This is a genomic window from Mesorhizobium sp. M7A.T.Ca.US.000.02.2.1, from assembly GCF_003996995.1.
GTDB lineage: Bacteria > Pseudomonadota > Alphaproteobacteria > Rhizobiales > Rhizobiaceae > Mesorhizobium.
In genome coordinates this window covers 1-19,406 of the sequence record NZ_RZTT01000028.1, presented here as the reverse complement: position 1 = coordinate 19,406, position 19,406 = coordinate 1, and the positions used below count along the sequence as shown (strand labels likewise).

Genomic DNA, 19,406 nt, shown 5'->3' with positions numbered 1-19,406 from the left:
CGCATTTCAGGATTAACCATATGGCGATGGACGCGCGGGATTCGACCGGTACGGCTGGGCAGATGCCAGTGGTGGTTGCCCGTTCGCATGGCCGCTCCACTGTGAGCCGTCTAAGAGCCGCGTTACGCCTGTGCGCTCTCTCTGTCCTCATCCTCACTACATTGTTTGCCGGCGGCTTCGGCTGGTTCGCCAATAAGGTCAGTCACCTGACCACGCCTGCCAATCCGGCCAAGGCGGACGCGATCATCGTGCTGACCGGCGGTCAGTCCCGCCTCGATGCGGCGATGGATCTGCTGGCGTCCGGCAAGGGCGAGCGGCTGCTGATCAGCGGCGTCCATCCCTCGGCCAGCCGTCGCCAGTTGCAGGCGGCGACCGGCGGCGACAAGAATCTGTTTTCCTGTTGCGTCGACATCGACCGCGCCGCGCTCGACACGATCGGCAACGCCGAGGAAAGCGCCAAATGGGTCGAGAGCCACGCCTATGGCACGGTGATCCTCGTCACCAACAATTATCATATGCCGCGCAGCCTGCTGGAAATGGGCAGGCTGCTGCATGGCGCCAAGCTCGAGCCCTATCCGGTGGTCAATTCCAACCTCGACAATGGCGGCTGGCTGACCAAGCCGCGGGCATTGCGCGTGCTGTTCACCGAATACAACAAATATTTGCTGGCGCTGGCGCGGGGCATCGTGCCGGTCAAGCCGACGCCCAATGGCATAGCGCTGGCCGAAACAGCGGCCGGCGGCTGATTATTCCGCTGCGGCCGCGCCCGTATTTCCCCTGAGCCGTGCGATCTCCTGTTCAAGGCGCTCGATCCGCTTGTCCCGCTCGCCGAGTGCCTCCGCCACGTCGGCCGCCTCGAACCGTTGCGGAATATGCTGCGGGCAATTGGCATCCCAGGCCGAGACGGTGAACAGGATGACCTGCTCGGGGCGCGCCTTGTAGTCTTGCGGCATCAGTTTCGCCATCAGTTCGGCGTCACTCTCGACGACCCGCGCCGTGCCCCAGATCTTGATGCGCTGGCGGTGCATATAGTCGATCAGGAACAGGAACGCCCTTGGATTGTCGGCCAGATTGCCCTGCGTGATGAACTGCCGGTTGCCGGAAAAATCCGCGAAGCCGATCGTATGTTCATCCAGCACCTTGAGGAAGCCGGCCGGCCCGCCGCGATGCTGGACATAGGGCTGCCCCTCGCTGTTGGCGGTCGACAGGAAGACGCTGGTCTGCATTTCGATGAAGGCGGCAAGGTCCGGGGTGATGCCGGCCTGCCAGCCGCCACGCTCCTCGACGCGGGCATAGGACTGACGTGAGCCCTTGCGGGCCTGGATCGCCTTGACGGTCGGCGTGAAGGCGACGTCGCTGGTGAAAGCATGCGCGTTCATTGAAAGCTTCCTTGCGGCAAGATGCTAAAGTCCGAGCTCCGACAGCGTCGGGTGGTCGTCCGGTCGCCGGCCGAGCGGCCAGTGATACTTACGATCGGCCTCGCCGATCGGCAGGTCGTTGATGCTGGCGATGCGCAGGCGCATCAGCCCGTGTTCATCGAATTCCCAGTTCTCGTTGCCGTAGCTGCGGAACCATGAACCGCTGTCGTCGCGCCATTCGTAAGCGAAACGCACGGCGATGCGGTTGCCGTGGAAGGCCCAGACCTCCTTGATCAGCCGGTAGTCGAGCTCGCGACTCCATTTGCGCGTCAGGAAGGCCTGGATGGCGTCGCGGCCTTGCAGGAATTCGGCGCGGTTGCGCCAGCGGCTGTCCTTGGTATAGGCGAGCGCAACCCGCGCCGGATCGCGTGAATTCCAGGCATCCTCGGCCATGCGCGCCTTCTGTGCTGATGTATCGGCGGTAAACGGCGGCAGCGGCGGGCGGGCTTCGGACATGGCAACTCCTTTGTGGGCCATGCTGCGGGCAGGCCGACAGACACAATATAGAGCCTTCCATCATTCAAATGCAGATGACATATTCGTAACCTGTCCTTCCATTTTTCGGAAGAAGCTATGGATCGTCTCGAAGCCATGTCGCTCTTTGTCGCCGCGGTGGAGGCCGGCAGCCTTTCAGCAGCCAGCCGCCGTTTCGGCATTCCGCTGGCGACGGTCAGCCGCAAGATTTCCGATCTCGAGCGCCATCTGAACACACGCCTCCTGAATCGCTCGACGCGACGGCTAACACCGACCGATGCCGGCCAGGCCTATCTTGCCGCCTGCCGCCGCATCCTCGACGACGTCGGCGAGGCCGAACGCACGGCAGCCGGCGAATACAGTGCTCCGACCGGCGAACTGGCCATCACCGCGCCGGTCGTCTTTGGCCGCCTGCACGTGCTGCCGGTCGTCACCGGCTTTCTCGCCGCCTATCCCGACGTGGACATCCGCCTGACATTGGCCGACCGCATAACCCAGCTGGTCGAGGACCATTTCGATCTCGCCATCCGCATCGGCCAGTTACCCGATTCGAGCCTGGTCGCCATCGGCGTCGGCGCGATCCGCCGCGTCGTTTGCGCCAGCCCTGCCTATCTGGCCGAACACGGCACGCCAACGGCCCCGGAGGATCTGGAAACACACGATTGCATCACCTTCGAGGGACTTGCCTCCGCCGCCAGTTGGAGCTTCATCAGGGGCAAGGCCGAAATCCCGGTTCGGGTCCGCTCGCGGCTTCAGGTCAACACCGCCGAAGCGGCCATCGATGCCGCGATTGCCGGCGTCGGGCTGACACGTGTGCTTTCCTACCAGATCGAAGCCGCGCTGCGGTCCGGCACGCTGCGCATCCTGCTGCAGGAATTCGAGCCGGCGCCATGGCCTGTAAGCCTGGTGCATGCGGGCCACGGCCTGCTGCCGGTCAAGCTGCGCGCATTCCTCGATTTTGCCGCCCCGCGCCTGAAGGAGCGGCTGGCACAGCTGATGTAGCGGAACCAGGCCAATCTCCCATTGGCGACCGTTCTTCGTTGCCAACCAAAGCGCCCTGCGGCCATTTCCTTTTTTCCCGCGCTTGGTGTAACCAACGCTCACCTCCTCACCGGGCTCCCCCCAAATGCTCTACATCAGATCGCTGACGTTCAATTTCGTCTTTTACGTCAACCTGATCGTCCAGATGATCCTCTGGACCCCATACTATTTCCTGTCGCCCCGGCACCGCGCCTGGTTCGTGCCGAAATTCTGGTCGCGCACCTCGATGTGGCTTTACGACAAGATCGCCGGAACGAAGAGCGAGATCACCGGCCGGGAAAACCTGCCCGAAGGCTCCTTCATCCTGGCACCAAAACACCAGTCGTTCTGGGATGCGATCGCCTTCTTTCCCTATCTTCACGACCCTCTCTACATCCTGAAGCGCGAGCTCACCTGGATCCCGTTCTTCGGCTGGTACATCATGAAGATGCGCATGATTCCGGTTCATCGCGGCAGCCGTTCGAAAGCGCTGAAGGCCGTGGTCGCCGCGACCAAGGCGGAGATGGCGCGCAATCCTCGCCAGCTCATCATCTACCCCGAAGGGACAAGACGCGCGCCGGGCGACGAGCCGGCCTACAAATACGGCATCGTCGAAATCTATGCGCAGCTTGGCGTTCCGGTGGTGCCGGTTGCCCATGTCGCCGGTCTCTATTGGCCGCGCCGCAAATTCCTGCGCTACCCCGGCACCATCAAGGCGCGGTTCCTGCCGCCGATCCCACCGGGACTGAGCAAGGACGAATTCATGGCCCGGCTGATCGGCGAGACCGAGGCTGCCTGCGACCAGTTCCTGATTGATGCCGCGCGGGGCCCGAATCCGCCTGCCTTGCCGCCGACAGCGGTGAAAAGACTGCAAGAGCTGGACAACGCCGCAAGAACCAAAGCCTGAACCGGAAGTCTGCTGCCGGTAGTTCTCAGCCGAAAACGGCCAGCGCGGTGGTCGACACCAGCGTCGCGGCAAAGACCAGGTTGACGATCCGCGAGGCCGCCGGTCGGCGCAGGAAGCGCGCGAATGCCACTCCCGCGACAAGCCACAGAGCATGGATGGCGACGATCATCAGCGCGAGAGCCGTCAGCTTCAGCCATGGACCAAGCTCAGTGGCGATCTGTTTGGACGAAGCACCGGCGAACACGGCGGCGATCGCCGCATAGGCCTTCGGATTGGCGACCGCGAGAAGGAAACCAGCCAGCCATGTTGGACGCGGAGCCTCGGCGGCGCGTGCTGCCATGGGGGCGCCGTGGCTATCTTGAAGGCGAGACAAAGGATGTAGGCCGCGGAGGCGAAAGCCAGCAACGGCGCCAGCTTCGGCGTCACGGTGAGCACCGCCACGACCCCGGTCGCGACAACCAGAAGCACGGCGATCGTGCCCAGGATGATTCCCAAGGCATAGCCCAGCGAGTGGCGCAAACCGAAGGCGGCCCCAACGGCGGTAACGCTTATCGTTGCCGGACCCGGGCTGCCCATGATCACCAGGGCGGCAAGCACGAGCGCGAGAAGTTGTCCCCAAAGATCCGGCTGCGAAAGAAGCGGCTCAGTCATTTTCTCCTCTGTCCTGCCTTGCGCGAAGAGACGGTATGGCAGGACCAGAGGGGCGTTTTGGACGTTCGTGCGAGGCGTGGCGCCTGAAGCTTCAGCCGCTCGCTCTGTCGAGTTCGGTCATGTCGGCGGCGGTCAGTTTCAGCGACGCCGCCCTGATCAGGCTGTCCATCTGTTCAGGCTTGGTGGCGCTGGCGATCGGCGCGGTGACGCCCGGCCGAGCGATAACCCAGGCAAGCGCGACTTCCGCCTGCTTGGCCGAATGCCTTGATGAAACCGCGTCGAGTGCCGCAAGGATGCGCATGCCGCGCGCGTTGAGATAGTCCTTCACCCCGCCGCCACGCGGGCTTTGACCGAGGTCGGCTTCGCTGCGGTATTTGCCGCTGAGGAAACCCTTGGCCAGGCTGAAATAGGTGATGACGCCGATGTCCTCGGCCACGCACAGATCGCCCAACGGCCCATCGAAGGACGAGCGATCGTAGAGATTGTATTCCGGCTGCAGCACCTCGTAGCGCGGCAGACTGCGCAAGCTCGCCACATCGAGTGCGGCACGCAACTGGCCGGCGTCGAGATTCGAACAGCCGGCATAGCGGATTTTGCCCTTGGCGAGCAGCTTCTCGTAGGCGCCAAGCGTTTCTTCATAGGGCGTTGCAGGGTCCGGCCAGTGCGACAGATAGAGGTCGATGACTTCGGTCTGCAGCCGCTTCAGCGATGCGTCGACGGCCTTTTCGATGTATGCGGCGGACAGGTCCTTGTGCCCCTGTCCCATATCCGAACCGACCTTCGTGATCACCACGACCTTGTCGCGATTGCCACGGTCTTTCATCCATTTGCCGATGATGGTTTCCGATTCACCGCCTTTGTGGCCGGGAACCCAGCGCGAATAGGCATCCGCCGTATCGATGGCGTTGAGGCCGGCGCCGACGAAGCGGTCGAGCAGGTCGAACGAGGTTTTCTCGTCGGCGGTCCAGCCGAAGACATTGCCGCCCAGAACCAGCGGCGTGATGGACAGGTCGGTGCGACCGAGACGACGTTTCTGCAAGGCGGATCTCCGGGATGATTGGGCGGGCAAATGGCGCCGCGGCTGAGGGTCGGAGCCTAACCTAGGTCTTGCCTGAACGAGGTCAAAGGCCTGGCCGCCATTTTCCGCAGAGCCAGCTTCACAAAGGCGCGACCTGGCTGGCGACATCCTCCAGCCAATGGTCGCTTATGCCCAGTGCCTCGAGATGCTCAAGCGTGCTCAGCACATAGTCCTCGTTGTTGCCGGACTGGCCGACCGCGCCGCGCACCACGGCCGCCGCATCCGCCACGTCGAGCGCTCCGGCATATTGCTCGTGCTGGCGGTCGACGATGTAGACCACGGCGTCGACCGTATCGCCCCCGTCGAGGCGAATCTTGAGCATGCGCTCCAGATAGACATTGGTGACCAGTTCGCGCTCGCGAAGATAGGCCATGACCTCGTCGCGCAAGTCGCCGGGGACGCGGAATGCGAGGCCGACGCAGGACCCGCCACGGTCGAGTCCGAGCACCAGCCCCGGCCGCTCGCGCGTGCCGCGATGCACGAAGGAATAGACGCAGAGCGAGCGCCGGTAGCCATGCAGGCGGGCACGCTGTGTTTCGACATGCGCGAATCCCGGCCGCCAGATCAGCGAGCCATAGCCAAACACCCAAAAATCGCCCATATCGCCGCGCCTGATTGCAAAAGATGCCAACACCGCACCCGGACCGGTGTTTTTTCCGCCCGTCCCGTCTAACTATTCGTCTGTCTGCCTGGCGGAATCGACCACCCGTCCGCAACACCCATGCGTTAACGAGAGCCAAAGCATGACGTCAAGTGACGAACGCCAGCCAAGTAACCGTCGCCGCCTGTTCTGGCTTGCAGCGTTCATCGTCGTGCTGTTCGCCCTTTACAGCGGCGGCTGGTTTTATCTGGCCGACCGCGTCAGGAGCGAGGCCGACAAGGCGGTTGCCACGCTCAACAAGAATGGCGTCGAGGCCGGCTGTGCCAATCTCCAGGTCAGCGGCTATCCCTTGAGCTTTACCGTCTCCTGCGACAACCTCGCCTATGAGGACGATGCCAGGAACATTGCGGCTTCAGCCGGCAGTTTCAACGCGGCCGCCCAGATCATCCAGCCTCTGTCGCCGGTTGCCAATCTGCGCGGCCCGCTCAGGACCTCCGTTCCGGACATGGTGCCGCTGTGGATCGACTGGGACAATCTGCAGGCCAGTTTCAAATTGTGGTGGCCGCTGCCGCAGCGGATCTCGCTGGAGGCGGAGGGCCTGTCCGGCCAGACCGATCCGGCGGACGACACCGATCCGGTGCAACTGTTTAGCGCCGGCAAGGCATCGGGTCAGCTGCAGCCCAACGGTGACGATATCGACTATGTCGGCAGTTTCGGCGATCTCGAGATCGACCCCGGCGCGATTGGCGGGCGCGTGCTTCCGGCGCTCGATGCCAGTGGCGACGTGACATTGAAGAACGGCGTCGCACTGATCGGCACGCAGGTGAAGAGCCTTCGTGGCCAGGCGATCGAAATCCGCAACCTTGACCTGTCGTCGGGGACGGCGCGCATCACCGTTTCGGGACCGCTCTCGGTCGATGCCGAGGGCCTGGTCAACGCCGATCTGATGATCAGGCTGAAGGACCCGAAGGCGGTGGCGGCCATCCTCGGCGCCGCCATACCCGAGCAGAAAAGCCAGATCGAGCAGGGTTTTTCTGCCCTGGCGGTGCTCGGCAACGAACCGTCGATGCCGCTGAAGGTGGTCAGGGGCAAGGCCTCGCTCGGCTTCATTCCGCTGGGCAAGATCAAGCCGGTCGAATAGCTCAGCCATGGCAAAACCCGTGAAGCTGCTGAGCGTTGGCGCCTTGACGCTGGACACCATCCTGCGCGTCGAGACACTGCCTGTGCATCAAGGCAAGTTCATTGCCTCCGACGGCGTCCAGATCGCCTCGGGCATGGCCACCAGTGCTGCCTGCGCCGCGCATCGCCTGGGCGCGGAGGTATCGCTGTGGGCGAGTGCGGGTGACGATGCCGTCGCCGACCAGCTCATCGCCGGCATCGAGGCCGAAGGCGTCGATTGCACCTTTGTGCGCCGCGTCAGAGGCGCCCGCTCGGCGCTGGCCTCGATCCTGGTCGACGCGCATGGCGAGCGCATCATCGTGCCGTTCTATGACGGGCTGGCCCAGGCCGATCCCGAAGTCTTGCCGGTCGCCGACCTCACGGCATTCGACGCCGTGCTGGTCGATGTCCGCTGGCCGGGCGCGGCAGCGTTGGCACTCAAGGCGGCACGCGCCGTTGGGCGTCCGGCGATCCTCGATGCCGACACCGCGCCGCTGGAAGTTCTGGAACAGCTGTTGCCGCTCGCCACGCACATCGTCGCTTCGGAGCCGGCGGCGCGCATCGTCTGCGGCCAGGCGCTCGATCCGGAAACGGCTTGCGCCGATCTCGCCAGCCGCACCGACGCCTTTGTCGCGGTAACCGGCGGCGCGGCGGGCTGTTGGTGGCACGACCGTCGCGCAGGCTATGTGCGCCATGTCGCGGCGCCAAGGGTCAGGCGGTTGACACGTTGGCCGCCGGCGATGTCTTCCACGGCGCCTTCGCCGTCGGGTTGGCGGAAGCCATGCCGGTCGAGCAGGCTTTGCGCTTTGCCAGTGCGGCCGCGGCGCTCAAATGCCTGCGCTTCGGCGGCAGGCTGGGCGCGCCGGATAGGGCCGAGACGCTGGCCATGGTTGCGCAGACCTGGCCAGCCTGAAACTGACGCTTTGTTTTGACGCAATTCCCAAGGGAAAGCGCTAGCGCTTTTCCCGGGAAAAACGCCTCACACTTTTCCTGGAATTGCTCTAGCCCTTCGCGGGGTGCTCGACGGCCTGGCGACCGAAATCGGGCACGTCGATGTCCTGGCCGGCTTCGATGATCGAGCGGCGCACAGCCCGCGTCCGGGTGAACAGGTCGAAGAGCTTTTCGCCATCGCCCCAGCGGATCGCGCGTTGCAGCGACGCCAGGTCTTCCGAGAACCGCGCCAGCATTTCAAGGATGGCGTCCTTGTTGTGCAGGCAGACATCCCGCCACATGGTCGGGTCGGAGGCGGCAAGGCGGGTGAAGTCGCGGAAGCCGGAAGCCGAATATTTGATCACTTCGGACTTGGTCACCGACTGCAGATCATCGGCGGTGCCGACAATGTTGTAGGCGATGATGTGCGGCAGATGCGAGACGATGGCCAGCGTCATGTCGTGATGCTGCGGGTCCATCGTGTCGATGTTGGCACCGCACCGGCGCCAGAACTCCGACAGCCTCTCCAGCGCGTCCGGGTTGGTGTCGGGCAGCGGCGTGAAGATGCACCAGCGATTGTCGAACAGGTCGGCGAAACCGGCGTCGGGGCCGGATTTTTCCGTGCCCGCCAGCGGGTGACCGGGAATGAAATGGACGCCTTCAGGCACATAAGGCTGCATCTGCGCGATGACAGACGCCTTGGTCGAGCCGACATCGGTGAGGATCGCACCCGGCTTCAGCGCCGGCGCGATTTCCTCGGCAACCGCGCCGGATGAGCCTACCGGCACCGAAATGATGACAAGGTCGGCATCGCGGACAGTCTCTCTCGCATCGGTGGTATAGCTATCGCCCAGCCCAAGCTCCTCGGCTCGCGCCAGCGTCGCCGCACTGCGCGTTGATATGGCTACGTGACGGGCCAGCCCCTCGCGGCGGATGACGCGGGCCAGCGACGAGCCGATCAGGCCGATGCCGACCAGCGCGATCTTTTCAAACATCGGTGATGTCATGGTCTCTAGCTTTTCAGGAATGTCGTGAGAGCGGCGACAACGCCGCGATTGGCCTCTTCGGTGCCGACGGTCATGCGCAACGCGTTGGGAAAGCCATAGCCCGAAACGCGCCGCAATATATAGCCGCGCGCCGTCAGATAGTCGTCCGCCGCCGCCGCCGAATGCTTCTGGTCATCGGGAAAATGAATGAGAACGAAATTGCCGACGCTCGGCGTTACCCGCAGCCCGAGCTTTGTGAATTCCTCGCTCAACCAGGCAAGCCAGGTCTCGTTGTGCGCCACGCTGCGCTCGACATGGGCGCGGTCGCGGATGGCTGCGATACCGGCCTCGATCGCCGTCGCATTGACGTTGAAGGGACCGCGCACGCGGTTGATGGCGTCGACGATATGCATCGGCGCATACATCCAGCCGATCCGCGCGCCACCGAGGCCGATCTTGGAGAAGGTACGGGTCATCACCACGTTCTCGGTGCTGCCGACCAGCTCGATGCCGGCCTCATAGTCGTTGCGGCGGACATATTCGGCATAGGCCGCGTCGAGCACCAGAAGCACGTTCTTCGGCAGCGCGGCATGCAGCCGGCGAACCTCCTGGAACGGCACATAGGTGCCGGTCGGGTTGTTGGGATTGGCCAGGAACACGATCTTGGTGCGCAGCGTGACCGCGGCCAGGATGGCGTCGATGTCGGCGCGCTCGTCTCTTTCCTTGATCGTCACCGGAACGGCACCCGCCGACTGGATGTAGATCTTGTAGACCATGAAGGCGTGTTCGGTGATGACGGCCTCGTCGCCGGGCGCCAGATAGGTCTGCGCCAGCAGGCCGAGAATCTCGTCGGAACCATTGGAACAGATGATGTTCTGCGGGTTGAGGCCATGCACCTCGGCGATCGCTTCGCGCAGCCGCCTGGCGGTGCCGTCGGGATAGATGTCGAGCTTGCCGGCAATCTCGCGCGCGGCTTCGATCGCTTTCGGCGAGGGTCCTAGCGGATTCTCGTTTGATGACAGCTTGTGGACCTTGGCGACGCCGGCGGGCGCCGTGCTCTTGCCCGGCACATAGGCGTCGATGTCCATGATGCCCGCACGCGGGGTTGGACGTGCCTGGTCCGGTGTCTGGCTCATGTCGCAAAATCCGTCGAGAACGCTTCCTGAGGGAAGCCGCAGCGGAAATACAAGCCGTGGCCTGCAATGTCGAGAGGCGACAGTCATCGCCCAGGGCTGGCCGTTGACGACGGCGCGCCACAGCCCTAGAAGGGGTGCGAACTTCCGTGGTGATTTGGCCGGTCGGCTTGCAGCCACGTTAAACAACTTGCTAAAGGGCCGTTTGCATCCTGTAACCGGCTTTGCGACCGCAATGCCGGTTTTTTGTTGTCCGCGCCGGCCGGACACCCGTATCGGCATCGACTTTCGACAAGCGCGATGCGTGGGCTCAAAGTGTGAGATGGATGTCATGGCCGTTCTGCGTGCCCGCAAAACCAACAACGAGGTCGACCAACCGTCGAGCCCGGTTTTGCGTTTTGGATCCGACAAGCCGCTCAAGCTGGACGCCGGCACGCTGCTTTCACCGTTCCAGATCGCCTACCAGACCTACGGCACGCTGAACGATGCCCGCTCCAACGCCATCCTCGTCTGCCATGCACTGACCGGAGACCAGCACGTCGCCAGCACCAATCCGGTGACCGGCAAGCCTGGCTGGTGGGAAGTGCTGATCGGCCCCGGCAAGATCATCGACACCAATCGCTTCTTCGTCATCTGCTCCAATGTCATCGGCGGTTGCCTTGGGTCCACCGGTCCGGCCTCGACCAATCCCGCCACCGGCAAGCCCTATGGGCTTGACCTGCCCATTATCACCATTCGCGACATGGTGCGGGCGCAGCAGATGCTGATCGACCATTTCGGCATCGAAAAACTGTTTTGCGTGCTCGGCGGCTCGATGGGCGGCATGCAGGTGCTGGAATGGGCGTCGAGCTATCCGGAGCGCGTCTTCTCGGCGCTGCCGATCGCCACCGGCGCGCGCCATTCCTCGCAGAACATCGCCTTTCATGAGGTTGGCCGCCAGGCTGTCATGGCCGATCCGGACTGGCATGGCGGCAAATATTTCGAGCACGGCAAACGCCCGGAAAAGGGCCTGGCGGTAGCGCGCATGGCCGCCCACATCACTTACCTGTCGGAAGCCGCCCTGCACCGCAAGTTCGGCCGCAATCTGCAGGATCGCGAAGCGCTGACCTTCGGCTTTGACGCCGACTTCCAGATCGAAAGCTATCTGCGCCACCAGGGCATGACCTTCGTCGATCGCTTCGACGCCAATTCCTACCTCTACATGACGCGGTCGATGGACTATTTCGACCTTGCCGCCGACCATGGCGGCCGGCTGGCCGATGCTTTCGCCGGCACGAAAACGCGCTTCTGCCTGGTGTCGTTCACCTCGGACTGGCTTTTTCCGACAGAGGAGAGCCGCTCGATCGTGCATGCGCTCAACGCCGCCGGAGCATCGGTATCCTTCGTCGAGATCGAGACCGACCGCGGCCACGACGCATTCCTGCTCGACGAGCCGGAACTGTTTGCCGCCATCAACGGCTTCATCGGCTCGGCCGCCAGGGCGAGAGGGCTGGGCCTATGAGCGTCAACCGCGACCAGCGCGTCGACCTTGAAGTCGTCGCCAACCTCATCCCACCACAGTCGCGCGTGCTCGATGTCGGCTCGGGCGACGGCTCGCTGCTCGAATTGCTGCAGGACAGCAAGCAGGTCGACGGCCGTGGGCTCGAGCTGTCGCAGCGCGGCGTCAACGAATGCGTGGCGCGCGGCCTCTCGGTCATCCAAGGCGACGCCGACAAGGATCTCGAATTCTATCCCGATAAGGGCTTTGACTTCGTCGTCCTCTCGCAGACGCTGCAGGCCACCCGCAACCCGAAGCTGGTGCTCGACGAACTGCTCAGGATCGGCAATCGCGCCATCGTCTCCTTTCCCAATTTCGGCCATTGGCGTGTGCGTCTGTCACTGTTCGTCAACGGCCGCATGCCAGTGACCAAGGACCTGCCCTATTCCTGGTACGACACGCCCAACATCCACTTCTGCACCATCCGCGACTTCGTCAATCTGTGCGACGAGCTCGGCGCGACCGTCGAGAAGGCAACCGCTCTCGACGCCAACGGCCAGAAGATCGGCCTGTCGATGCCGTGGTGGTTCTGGAACTTCTTCGGCCAGCAGGCAGTGTTCTTGCTGAAACGGCAGTAGCCGCAAGCTATTCGAGGATGTCCGTGGCCTTGTGCGGATGTTCGACGCCGTCGGCAAACACCACGTCGGCCTCCGAATTGTCCGTGCGCAGCGCCAGAATCGCTTGATAGGCGGGGGAATTGTACCAGCCATGCACATGCTGCCTGTCGGGAAATTCGATGATGATCAGATGGCCCGGCCAGTTGTTCTCGATCACCTCGACATCGCCGCCATGGACCAGAAAACGGCCGTCGAAAGGTTCCAGCGTGGCATCGATCTTGTGCAGGTATTCGACGATCTGCGGGCCCATCGTGGCTTGGCGCATATGGGCGACGGCGTAAGCGGTCATAAGTGCACTCCCTTTCAATCGAAGCCGATTGCCGGCTTCACAGGCACAGATTGCCAAGGGTTGTTACAGAATTCGATTACCCCAAAAGTAATAAGAATGAGATGAGGCGATCAAGACGAATCGGCCTGCGCGATCCTGAGGCGGTTTCCAGTCCCCGGCCCTCAGGGTGTTGCCGTTGAGACGCAAGGTTGCGAATTCGTGGTTGCGGACGGATTGAACTCTGCAACCTGATGATGACACGGGAGCATGTTTTTCGTAGCGTCATGCCGGACGCGATGCCGAGCGAAGCACGGAGCGGGGAACCTGACCTATTCGATCGTTGTCGAAATGGAAAACGCCAAGTCCATCAATGAAGATGAGATCGGCGTTTCGTTCAGTGCTTTGGCACGGGAAATAGAAGCCGTGACGACGACCGGTCAATACCTGAAACCGGAGGTCATCGTCGTTCACAGCGGACCAGATACCGACACACCGCTTCTGCGGCATCGTCTCACCGAAATTGTTCCGCAACTTGGCATGGTAGCAAATACGGTCTTCAGCGCCTGCACAGGCGGCCGGTACTATGAGGTCAAGAACGCAGGCGCCGCGTTGGCCAAGGGCGACATCGTCATTTTCTGCGATTCCGATACAGTGATCGAAGACGGCTGGCTGTCGGCACTTCTCAAACCGCTCCAGGATCCGAAGACCATCGCAGTGAACGGTTACACCTATCTCGGCTGTGACGATTTCGCGTCGCGGACCTTTGCGCTTCTGTGGTTCTTCCCGCTGCGTGATGGTGATCGACGCTTTGCCTCCAAGCGCGCGATGAACGCCAACAATTGCGCCTTCCGCAGAAGCTGGTTAGCCGGCCATCCCTTTCCGGCCAGCAATGGGTTCAAGGTTTCTTGCACGTTGCTCACCAGCCAGTTACGAGCAAGCGGGCATGATTTTGTCAGAGTCGATGCCCGCGCCAGCCATTATCCTCCGCGCGGTTGGCGCTTTTTCTTTTGGCGTGCCCTGGTCACCGGGCGCGATGCGGACCGGAAATATGTGGCACTGGCATCGCCATCCCAAGCCGCGCGAGTGCTGAAGGCGACAAGACGTTGGTTTTCGACGTCCTGGAAAGTGGGCGGGCGTATTCTGACGCATGCAACTCGGCTCGGAATGCCGGCATGGCAGATCCCGTTTGCACTGATCGTCGGATTGGCCTTTTGCGCGCTGGTTTTTTGTGCACAAGCGGCCATGGCCCTTGGGCTGGTTCGGGACGAGGTTGAAAACGTGCCCCTCTACGTGGGACATAGCTGAAGCACTATGGTCAAAATGGGCAAAACCATCGAACCGACACCTCTCATCACGGTCATTACGCCGACCCACAACCGACGCGAAACGGTGTTGCGCGCCGTGGAAAGCGTACTCTCCCAGAGCATGTCGAGGCTTGAGCACATTGTCGTCGACGATGGTTCGACCGATGGAACCGAAGCGGCGCTTGCCCGTATCCAGGACCCGCGGCTGATCTATGTCGGGGCGAAATGGCGAGGCGCCAACGCAGCCAGGAATGCCGGCATCGAGCGCGCGCGGGCACCGTTGGTGACGTTCCTCGATTCGGACGACATCTACATGCCGCACCGGCTTGAACGAACCCTGACCTGGTTCGAGGAAAATCCTGTACTGCAAGTGCTGATCAGTTCGTTCGTGTCCCTGAAAGGCAGTCGCATCACAAACTGCGTCAACCCCGAGGCGTTCGTGAGCCCCGCAATGCTTGAGCGGACGCTGGTTGGGCAGACCATCTTCATTGCCGGCTCCGCGATCACGGCTCGCCGCGAAGCCTTGCTGGCCATCGGCGGCTACGACAGCGACATCACCCGCATGCAGGATCGCGAATTGCTGCTGCGCCTTGCCCGGCGCTTCGGTGCGCAGTTGTCCAGGGATCTGGACTGGACGAAATACAATTCGGAAAACTCGATTTCCGGCCGCCGTGACGGCTATGTCGAGGCCTATGCGAACCTGATGGGCAAACATCCGCATATTGCCCATGCCTACCCGCACATTCCGCCTTACATGATCTCGCGGCAGCTCATCGCCGACATCCTGCGAGGCAGGATACCGGAGGCATTTCAGGGCTACATGGCCAACCGTTCATCCAAAACGCTTGGCTATTCGCTGCCGGAATTGATGCAAGGCTATGTCCATGGCCGGCGCTGGCGCCGCGATCTCTCCAACGAGTTTCGCAATCAATTTGGTGCCCGGCCCGCTTAAACCGAGAGGGATTCCGGGAAATTGTGGAACGGTTTTCCCTCCGGATCGCGTTAACCCCTCTGTCGAGAGCTCAACGGTCAAGTTCGGGAAAATACGGATCCGATAGAAACCGCCTGTCCCGTTCGCCTTGTAGGCAGTCTATCGGCGTCGCCGCGTCGATGGGGATGCTTCTCACCTCGTCCTGAATGCCGCTCACTTCCAGGAGCAGCTTGCGCCGGATGGCTGTCGAAAACTCGGCGGCGGCATAGATAGGCAGCACGAAGGAACCGGGTCCGCCGATCACGCACTGCGCATAATACTGGTCGAGATGGCTGAAGGTGGGCGACGGGCTGATCAGGATCGGCAGGCCGTTGACGACGATGCCTTTGGCAGTCGCCGCATCACGCGTCGCGGTGACCGGCGGCCCGATATTGTTCGGTCCGTCGCCCGAAATATCGATGACGCTGCGTTCGCCATGGAAAGACGTGCGGTCGAAAAGCTCGGTGCCGAAGGCCAGCGCGCCGGAAATCGAAGTGCCGCGAAAGCTGCGGAACGGACGAGCCGCGACCTTGTCGGCAAAGCTGTTCGCGCTCTCGGCACTATCGATAATCTGCCAGCCGATGACCGCGTCGTCGCGCACCGTGCCGGCCCATTCGAAATAGGCCAGCGCTATGCGGCCCGTGGCGCCAGCGCGGACAGCCTTGATGAAGTCGGGATGCCGCAGCGCCTCGACATAGCCGGCCCGCTGCAGGGCGAACTCCTTCTCGTCCATCGACAGCGAGATGTCGATCGCCAGCACCAGCTCGACGTCGACGGCGAGCGCATCCGGCGGCGAGGCGGCCGGGGCAGCCTGGGCGCAGGCAAGACAGGCAAGCAGGCGCAGAGCATCAAGCATGGCCGTCGCCAGGATTGTTTCTCCCGAGGAGCTTCCCTCGCGATCGCGGCAAAATAAAGCTTTGCTTCCCTCGCCCGGAAATCAGCTCATTTCTTGCGACGAGCGGCGGCTGGCGGCGGTTCGATCGCGCCGGCCCTGACGCGGGCGGGCTTCAGGGCTGGCGCACCGGAATCCTTGACGATCGTCAACGCGCGCGGGAAGAAGTGGTTGTTGTGCTGGCCGCGCCCGATGTTGAGGATCGCTGTCCCCGGCAAACGCTTCTCGAGCATCGACAGCACGCGTCTTAGCGATGGGCCGTCGAACGCATCCAGCGCCTCGTCGATGATCACCCATTTCGGCTGCCGCAACGCGAGCCTGGCGAAGGCCAGCGAGCGTTGTTCGTCATCGCCCAACTCATGGTCCCAACGCCCGGCACGGTCGAGCGATGAGGATAGCCGTCCCAGACCGACCTCGGCCAGCACCGCCAAAATGTCGGCATCGTTCGCCGGCGCGGGCCCGTTTGGGTGATCGAGCACTTCGCGCAACGTGCCGACCGGAAAATAAGGCACGCGCGGCACGAATATGGGGGTTTCTCCCGCCGGCAGGCCGATCCGGCCGCTTCCCCATGGCCACAGGCCGGCAATGGCACGAAAGAACAGCGTTTTGCCCGCACCGGGGTCGCCGGTGATCATGACGCGCTCGCCGGGGCGGATTTCGACATGCGGATCGGCGAGTCTGGTGCAACCCTCCGGCGAGGTCACTTCGAGCTTCTCGAAAGTCAGGCTGCCATTGACGTTTTGGCCGAAGGCGATGCGCTTTTCCGTGTCGTGCAGCGCATCGGTTTCATCGAGCGCGATGCGGAAATCGGCCACGCGCATCAGCGTGGCGCGCCAATCGGCGATGCTGCCGATGTTGTTGATGAACCAGCGCAAGGAAGAGTGGACCTGATTGAAGGCGCCGACCGCCATCATCAGCCCGCCAAAGCTGATATCACCTGAGAAATAGACCGGCGAAGCGACCAGTATGGGCGCCACGACGGTGATCCAGCCATAGGTGTCGGTCACCCAGGACAGGTTGATCTGGGCGGTGTAGATGCGCCGCATGGCGCCCAGCACCGTGCCGAGATCGAGTTCGAGCCGCCGCCTGGCGTCGGCCTCGCCATGATACAACGCAATGGCATCGACATTCTCGTTGACGCGCACCATCGAGGAGCGCAGCTCGGCTTCGCGTGTATAGCGGTCGCTGTTCAGGCGGATGAGCGGGCGCCCGACCAGCCAGCTCAGCCAGGAGGCGATGCCGGCGTAAAGGATAGCGGCCCAGACCATGTAGCCCGGTATGGCCAGCGAGGTCCCGCCGATGTGGAACACGAAGCCCGAGGACAGCTCCCACAGCACCCCGACGAATGACACGAGCAGGATGCACGACTGCAGCAGCCCGACGCCGAGATCGGTTGACAGGTCGGATAGATGCGCGGCGTCCTGCTGCATGCGCTGGTCGGGATTGACGCCGATGGCGCCGGCATTGGCCAACCGGAAGGCGCGCGCCGGCCGCATCCACTGATCGATCAAATCCAGCGTCAGCGCCTCGCGCAGCTTGAGCCTGATCATCTGGTTGAGCCAGGTCTGGCCGATATTGAGCACCAGCAGCCCGCCGGCGATCATCGCGAAAACGAGGAGTTGGTGCAGGAAGGCCGCCATGTCGCGGCGCGCAAGCGCATCGTAGAAAGGCTGGTTCCAGCGGTTGAGCAGAACCTGGCCGATCGACGTTGCGATGATCACGGCCATGATGCCGACCGATGTCCACTGCAACCATTTGCGAACCGGCGATCCCGCCAGCGCCCGCCGGATCGTCGCCACCTGATCGCGCAGGCTGCTGGCTTCGACCGCCACGGCAACCGGATGAACGGCGGCGGCATTGTCCGGTTGATCAGCCATGGCCGAGGTCCTTGCGTCAGTGCTGAAACCGGATGGAGAAACTTGACAGGCGTTTGTATGGGCTGCCGGATGGGCTGTCGGTCCGCTTGCGACAGATAGGCAGGAAAACGACGTCAGGCACGCCTGCCGTGATCACGAAGCCGTCACTCGCGCAGCCGAGGGCTTGGCATCGGCTTTGTGACGGCCAAGCCGGGTGGCGCCATGCGGCGACAGCACCGGCACGAAGACGCGGCGCGAGGCGCGCTGGACGACGGGCACGCCTTGATAGAGCCGTTTCTGCGCCTCGACGACGATGACGCCGGAAAAGATCGGCCACAGCCGCCGGCCGGCGCGCTCCAGCACATTGTGGAAGCGCATCATGAAACGGCGCTTCGACGGCGGAAAGAACAGCGCATCGGACCAGGCGGCGGGCGTAAAATTGGCCTCGCGCAGCAATTCGGTGAGCTGGCCGCGCGAAAAGGGCCGGCCATTGCCGAACGGGGTGTGCTCGAAGCGCGCCCAGACACCGCGCCGGTTGGGCACGACGATGACCACCCGGCCAGCCGGCGACAGCACGCGCCAGATCTCGTTCAGCGTCTCACGCGGGTTCTCGACATGTTCGAGCGAATGGACGAGCAGCATGCGGTCGATGCAGGAATCGACCAGCGGCAGTTCCTCGTCGAAGACCAGTGCCGTCGCCGTCGGCCCTGTCGCCGGCCACACCACCGCGCCTTGCGTTGCCGGCATGAAGGCAAAGACCCGCTCGGCATCGGTGCCGAACCGCTCCAGCCAGGGCAAGGTGTAACCCAGACCAACCAGCCGCTCGTTGGGTACCGCTGCCCATATCGACGACAACGCCATGGTGATCGAACGCTCGGCGAAACGGCCGAGTGTTGTCGAATAGAAGGAGCGAAGATCGACGATGTCGGAATGCATGGCAGGGATGTAGCCGTGATATCGGCGGGTTTCAACAAAAGGCCGCGACGACCCGACATTCCGAGATGTCATTCGACATCCGGGATGACATCCACGCGCCGGCGCCCTATGTCTGCGGCCATAAACGGAGAGATGCGATGCCGGTCGAAATCGAACAGTTCATGTGCCGCAGCGACAATTTCGGCGTGCTGGTGCATGATCCCAAAAGCGGCCAGACCGCGATCATCGACGCGCCCGAGGAAGCGCCTATCCTGGCCGCGATAAAGCGCACCGGCTGGACGCCGACGATGATCCTGACCACGCATCATCACATGGATCACGTCGAGGCCAATCTGGCGCTGAAGGAGCGCTTCAAGCTGCGCATCGTCGGCCCGGAAGCGGAAAAGGCCAAGATCCCCGGCATCGACGAGACCGTCGAAGACGGCTCGGTTCTCCATCTTGGCGATGAAAAGATCGAAGTCATCGCCACGCCCGGCCACACCGCCGGCCACGTTTCCTACTATTTGCCGGCTTCGGGTGTGGCGTTCACCGCCGACACGCTGTTTGCGCTGGGTTGCGGACGGCTGTTCGAATGCAAGCCGCCGGTGATGTATGAATCGCTGAAGAAGCTGGCTGCACTTCCGGCTGAAACGGCCATCTATTGCGGCCACGAATATACGCTCTCCAACGC

19 protein-coding genes, 2 pseudogenes and 1 riboswitch are annotated in these 19,406 nt (G+C 62.9%); of the genes and pseudogenes, 10 read left to right on the top strand and 11 right to left on the bottom strand.

Annotation, left to right across the window (positions count from 1 at the left end; all coding sequences use genetic code 11):
- Nucleotides 1–20 precede the first annotated feature (20 nt).
- Nucleotides 21–746, top strand: a complete 726-nt coding sequence (locus tag EOD15_RS04760) for a YdcF family protein (protein WP_127318386.1) — start codon at nucleotides 21–23, stop codon at nucleotides 744–746.
- Here EOD15_RS04760 and EOD15_RS04755 read toward each other — a convergent pair whose 3' ends face one another.
- Together EOD15_RS04755 and EOD15_RS04750 are read right to left on the bottom strand one after the other, a co-directional pair.
- A complete protein-coding gene (locus tag EOD15_RS04755) occupies nucleotides 747–1,379 on the bottom strand; it encodes a pyridoxamine 5'-phosphate oxidase family protein (RefSeq protein WP_127318388.1) in 633 nt (210 codons plus the stop codon). It lies immediately after the preceding gene.
- A 24-nt stretch (nucleotides 1,380–1,403) separates the two neighbouring features.
- A complete protein-coding gene (locus EOD15_RS04750) occupies nucleotides 1,404–1,874 on the bottom strand; it encodes a DUF1348 family protein (protein WP_127318390.1) in 471 nt (156 codons plus the stop codon).
- Between the two features lie 117 nt (nucleotides 1,875–1,991).
- Here EOD15_RS04750 and EOD15_RS04745 point away from each other — a divergent pair, with 117 nt between their 5' ends.
- The gene (locus EOD15_RS04745; RefSeq protein ID WP_127318392.1) at nucleotides 1,992–2,894 is read left to right on the top strand and encodes a LysR family transcriptional regulator; all 903 of its coding nucleotides are present in this window, start codon (nucleotides 1,992–1,994) and stop codon (nucleotides 2,892–2,894) included.
- Between the two features lie 124 nt (nucleotides 2,895–3,018).
- On the top strand, nucleotides 3,019–3,819 hold the full coding sequence (locus tag EOD15_RS04740; protein WP_127318394.1) for a 1-acyl-sn-glycerol-3-phosphate acyltransferase: 801 nt from the start codon (nucleotides 3,019–3,021) through the stop codon (nucleotides 3,817–3,819).
- A gap of 25 nt (nucleotides 3,820–3,844) precedes the next feature.
- Here the strand turns inward: EOD15_RS04740 and EOD15_RS04735 are convergent.
- From EOD15_RS04735 to EOD15_RS04725, 3 genes and pseudogenes are all read right to left on the bottom strand, one after another.
- Nucleotides 3,845–4,470, bottom strand: a pseudogene (locus EOD15_RS04735) (LysE family transporter).
- 91 nt (nucleotides 4,471–4,561) lie between these two features.
- A complete protein-coding gene (locus tag EOD15_RS04730; protein ID WP_127318396.1) occupies nucleotides 4,562–5,509 on the bottom strand; it encodes an aldo/keto reductase in 948 nt (315 codons plus the stop codon).
- A gap of 118 nt (nucleotides 5,510–5,627) precedes the next feature.
- Entirely contained in the window at nucleotides 5,628–6,149 is a 522-nt protein-coding gene (locus tag EOD15_RS04725; protein WP_127318398.1) for a gamma-glutamylcyclotransferase, read from the bottom strand.
- Between the two features lie 142 nt (nucleotides 6,150–6,291).
- On the opposite strand from EOD15_RS04725, the gene EOD15_RS04720 reads away from it, so the two are divergent.
- Complete coding sequence (locus tag EOD15_RS04720) at nucleotides 6,292–7,290, top strand: DUF2125 domain-containing protein (RefSeq protein ID WP_127318400.1); 999 nt, start codon at nucleotides 6,292–6,294, stop codon at nucleotides 7,288–7,290.
- Nucleotides 7,291–7,297: 7 nt separating this feature from the next.
- Nucleotides 7,298–8,220: pseudogene (locus EOD15_RS04715) on the top strand (sugar kinase).
- Between the two features lie 88 nt (nucleotides 8,221–8,308).
- Here EOD15_RS04715 and EOD15_RS04710 read toward each other — a convergent pair.
- Together EOD15_RS04710 and hisC are read right to left on the bottom strand one after the other, a co-directional pair.
- Nucleotides 8,309–9,244, bottom strand: coding sequence for a prephenate/arogenate dehydrogenase family protein (locus tag EOD15_RS04710; RefSeq protein ID WP_185928974.1), 936 nt, complete (start codon nucleotides 9,242–9,244; stop codon nucleotides 8,309–8,311).
- Between the two features lie 5 nt (nucleotides 9,245–9,249).
- Nucleotides 9,250–10,359 (bottom strand): histidinol-phosphate transaminase, encoded by a 1,110-nt coding sequence (gene hisC, locus EOD15_RS04705; RefSeq protein WP_127318402.1) that lies wholly within the window; start codon nucleotides 10,357–10,359, stop codon nucleotides 9,250–9,252.
- Between the two features lie 136 nt (nucleotides 10,360–10,495).
- Nucleotides 10,496–10,573, top strand: a riboswitch (SAM riboswitch).
- Between the two features lie 114 nt (nucleotides 10,574–10,687).
- On the opposite strand from hisC, the gene EOD15_RS04700 reads away from it, so the two are divergent.
- Nucleotides 10,688–11,857: a homoserine O-acetyltransferase gene (locus tag EOD15_RS04700; RefSeq protein ID WP_127271091.1), complete on the top strand. Its 1,170-nt coding sequence runs from the start codon at nucleotides 10,688–10,690 to the stop codon at nucleotides 11,855–11,857.
- Nucleotides 11,854–12,471: a methionine biosynthesis protein MetW gene (gene metW / locus EOD15_RS04695; protein ID WP_127268377.1), complete on the top strand. Its 618-nt coding sequence runs from the start codon at nucleotides 11,854–11,856 to the stop codon at nucleotides 12,469–12,471. Before EOD15_RS04700 ends, metW begins: the two co-directional genes overlap by 4 nt.
- 7 nt (nucleotides 12,472–12,478) lie before the next feature.
- Here metW and EOD15_RS04690 read toward each other — a convergent pair whose 3' ends face one another.
- On the bottom strand, nucleotides 12,479–12,799 hold the full coding sequence (locus EOD15_RS04690) for a DUF1330 domain-containing protein (RefSeq protein ID WP_127318404.1): 321 nt from the start codon (nucleotides 12,797–12,799) through the stop codon (nucleotides 12,479–12,481).
- A 246-nt stretch (nucleotides 12,800–13,045) separates the two neighbouring features.
- On the opposite strand from EOD15_RS04690, the gene EOD15_RS04685 reads away from it, so the two are divergent.
- Entirely contained in the window at nucleotides 13,046–14,083 is a 1,038-nt protein-coding gene (locus EOD15_RS04685) for a glycosyltransferase (RefSeq protein ID WP_127318406.1), read from the top strand.
- Nucleotides 14,084–14,098: 15 nt separating this feature from the next.
- Nucleotides 14,099–15,034: a glycosyltransferase family A protein gene (locus EOD15_RS04680; RefSeq protein WP_127318408.1), complete on the top strand. Its 936-nt coding sequence runs from the start codon at nucleotides 14,099–14,101 to the stop codon at nucleotides 15,032–15,034.
- Nucleotides 15,035–15,104: 70 nt separating this feature from the next.
- Here EOD15_RS04680 and EOD15_RS04675 read toward each other — a convergent pair whose 3' ends face one another.
- The 3 genes from EOD15_RS04675 to EOD15_RS04665 all read right to left on the bottom strand — a co-directional run bounded on the left by EOD15_RS04675 (nucleotide 15,105) and on the right by EOD15_RS04665 (nucleotide 18,736).
- Entirely contained in the window at nucleotides 15,105–15,908 is an 804-nt protein-coding gene (locus EOD15_RS04675) for a DUF1194 domain-containing protein (RefSeq protein ID WP_127318410.1), read from the bottom strand.
- A gap of 86 nt (nucleotides 15,909–15,994) precedes the next feature.
- Nucleotides 15,995–17,821 (bottom strand): ABC transporter ATP-binding protein/permease, encoded by a 1,827-nt coding sequence (locus EOD15_RS04670; protein ID WP_127318412.1) that lies wholly within the window; start codon nucleotides 17,819–17,821, stop codon nucleotides 15,995–15,997.
- A gap of 132 nt (nucleotides 17,822–17,953) precedes the next feature.
- On the bottom strand, nucleotides 17,954–18,736 hold the full coding sequence (locus EOD15_RS04665; RefSeq protein WP_127318414.1) for a methyltransferase domain-containing protein: 783 nt from the start codon (nucleotides 18,734–18,736) through the stop codon (nucleotides 17,954–17,956).
- Between the two features lie 137 nt (nucleotides 18,737–18,873).
- On the opposite strand from EOD15_RS04665, the gene gloB reads away from it, so the two are divergent.
- Nucleotides 18,874–19,406: hydroxyacylglutathione hydrolase (gloB, locus tag EOD15_RS04660; RefSeq protein ID WP_127408326.1), on the top strand; the 533-nt coding region annotated here is incomplete at its 3' end.

What these genes read in the sequence shown, in the direction of transcription:
- EOD15_RS04725 (WP_127318398.1), bottom strand. Translation starts at nt 6,149, where the DNA reads ATGGGCGATTTTTGGGTGTTTGGCTATGGCTCGCTGATCTGGCGGCCG.
- EOD15_RS04755 (WP_127318388.1), bottom strand. Translation starts at nt 1,379, where the DNA reads ATGAACGCGCATGCTTTCACCAGCGACGTCGCCTTCACGCCGACCGTC.
- EOD15_RS04745 (WP_127318392.1), top strand. Translation starts at nt 1,992, where the DNA reads ATGGATCGTCTCGAAGCCATGTCGCTCTTTGTCGCCGCGGTGGAGGCC.
- EOD15_RS04680 (WP_127318408.1), top strand. Translation starts at nt 14,099, where the DNA reads ATGGGCAAAACCATCGAACCGACACCTCTCATCACGGTCATTACGCCG.
- EOD15_RS04760 (WP_127318386.1), top strand. Translation starts at nt 21, where the DNA reads ATGGCGATGGACGCGCGGGATTCGACCGGTACGGCTGGGCAGATGCCA.
- EOD15_RS04710 (WP_185928974.1), bottom strand. Translation starts at nt 9,244, where the DNA reads ATGACATCACCGATGTTTGAAAAGATCGCGCTGGTCGGCATCGGCCTG.
- EOD15_RS04670 (WP_127318412.1), bottom strand. Translation starts at nt 17,821, where the DNA reads ATGGCTGATCAACCGGACAATGCCGCCGCCGTTCATCCGGTTGCCGTG.
- EOD15_RS04700 (WP_127271091.1), top strand. Translation starts at nt 10,688, where the DNA reads ATGGCCGTTCTGCGTGCCCGCAAAACCAACAACGAGGTCGACCAACCG.
- EOD15_RS04685 (WP_127318406.1), top strand. Translation starts at nt 13,046, where the DNA reads ATGTTTTTCGTAGCGTCATGCCGGACGCGATGCCGAGCGAAGCACGGA.
- EOD15_RS04675 (WP_127318410.1), bottom strand. Translation starts at nt 15,908, where the DNA reads ATGCTTGATGCTCTGCGCCTGCTTGCCTGTCTTGCCTGCGCCCAGGCT.
- hisC (WP_127318402.1), bottom strand. Translation starts at nt 10,359, where the DNA reads ATGAGCCAGACACCGGACCAGGCACGTCCAACCCCGCGTGCGGGCATC.
- EOD15_RS04750 (WP_127318390.1), bottom strand. Translation starts at nt 1,874, where the DNA reads ATGTCCGAAGCCCGCCCGCCGCTGCCGCCGTTTACCGCCGATACATCA.
- metW (WP_127268377.1), top strand. Translation starts at nt 11,854, where the DNA reads ATGAGCGTCAACCGCGACCAGCGCGTCGACCTTGAAGTCGTCGCCAAC.
- EOD15_RS04740 (WP_127318394.1), top strand. Translation starts at nt 3,019, where the DNA reads ATGCTCTACATCAGATCGCTGACGTTCAATTTCGTCTTTTACGTCAAC.
- EOD15_RS04690 (WP_127318404.1), bottom strand. Translation starts at nt 12,799, where the DNA reads ATGACCGCTTACGCCGTCGCCCATATGCGCCAAGCCACGATGGGCCCG.
- EOD15_RS04720 (WP_127318400.1), top strand. Translation starts at nt 6,292, where the DNA reads ATGACGTCAAGTGACGAACGCCAGCCAAGTAACCGTCGCCGCCTGTTC.
- EOD15_RS04665 (WP_127318414.1), bottom strand. Translation starts at nt 18,736, where the DNA reads ATGCATTCCGACATCGTCGATCTTCGCTCCTTCTATTCGACAACACTC.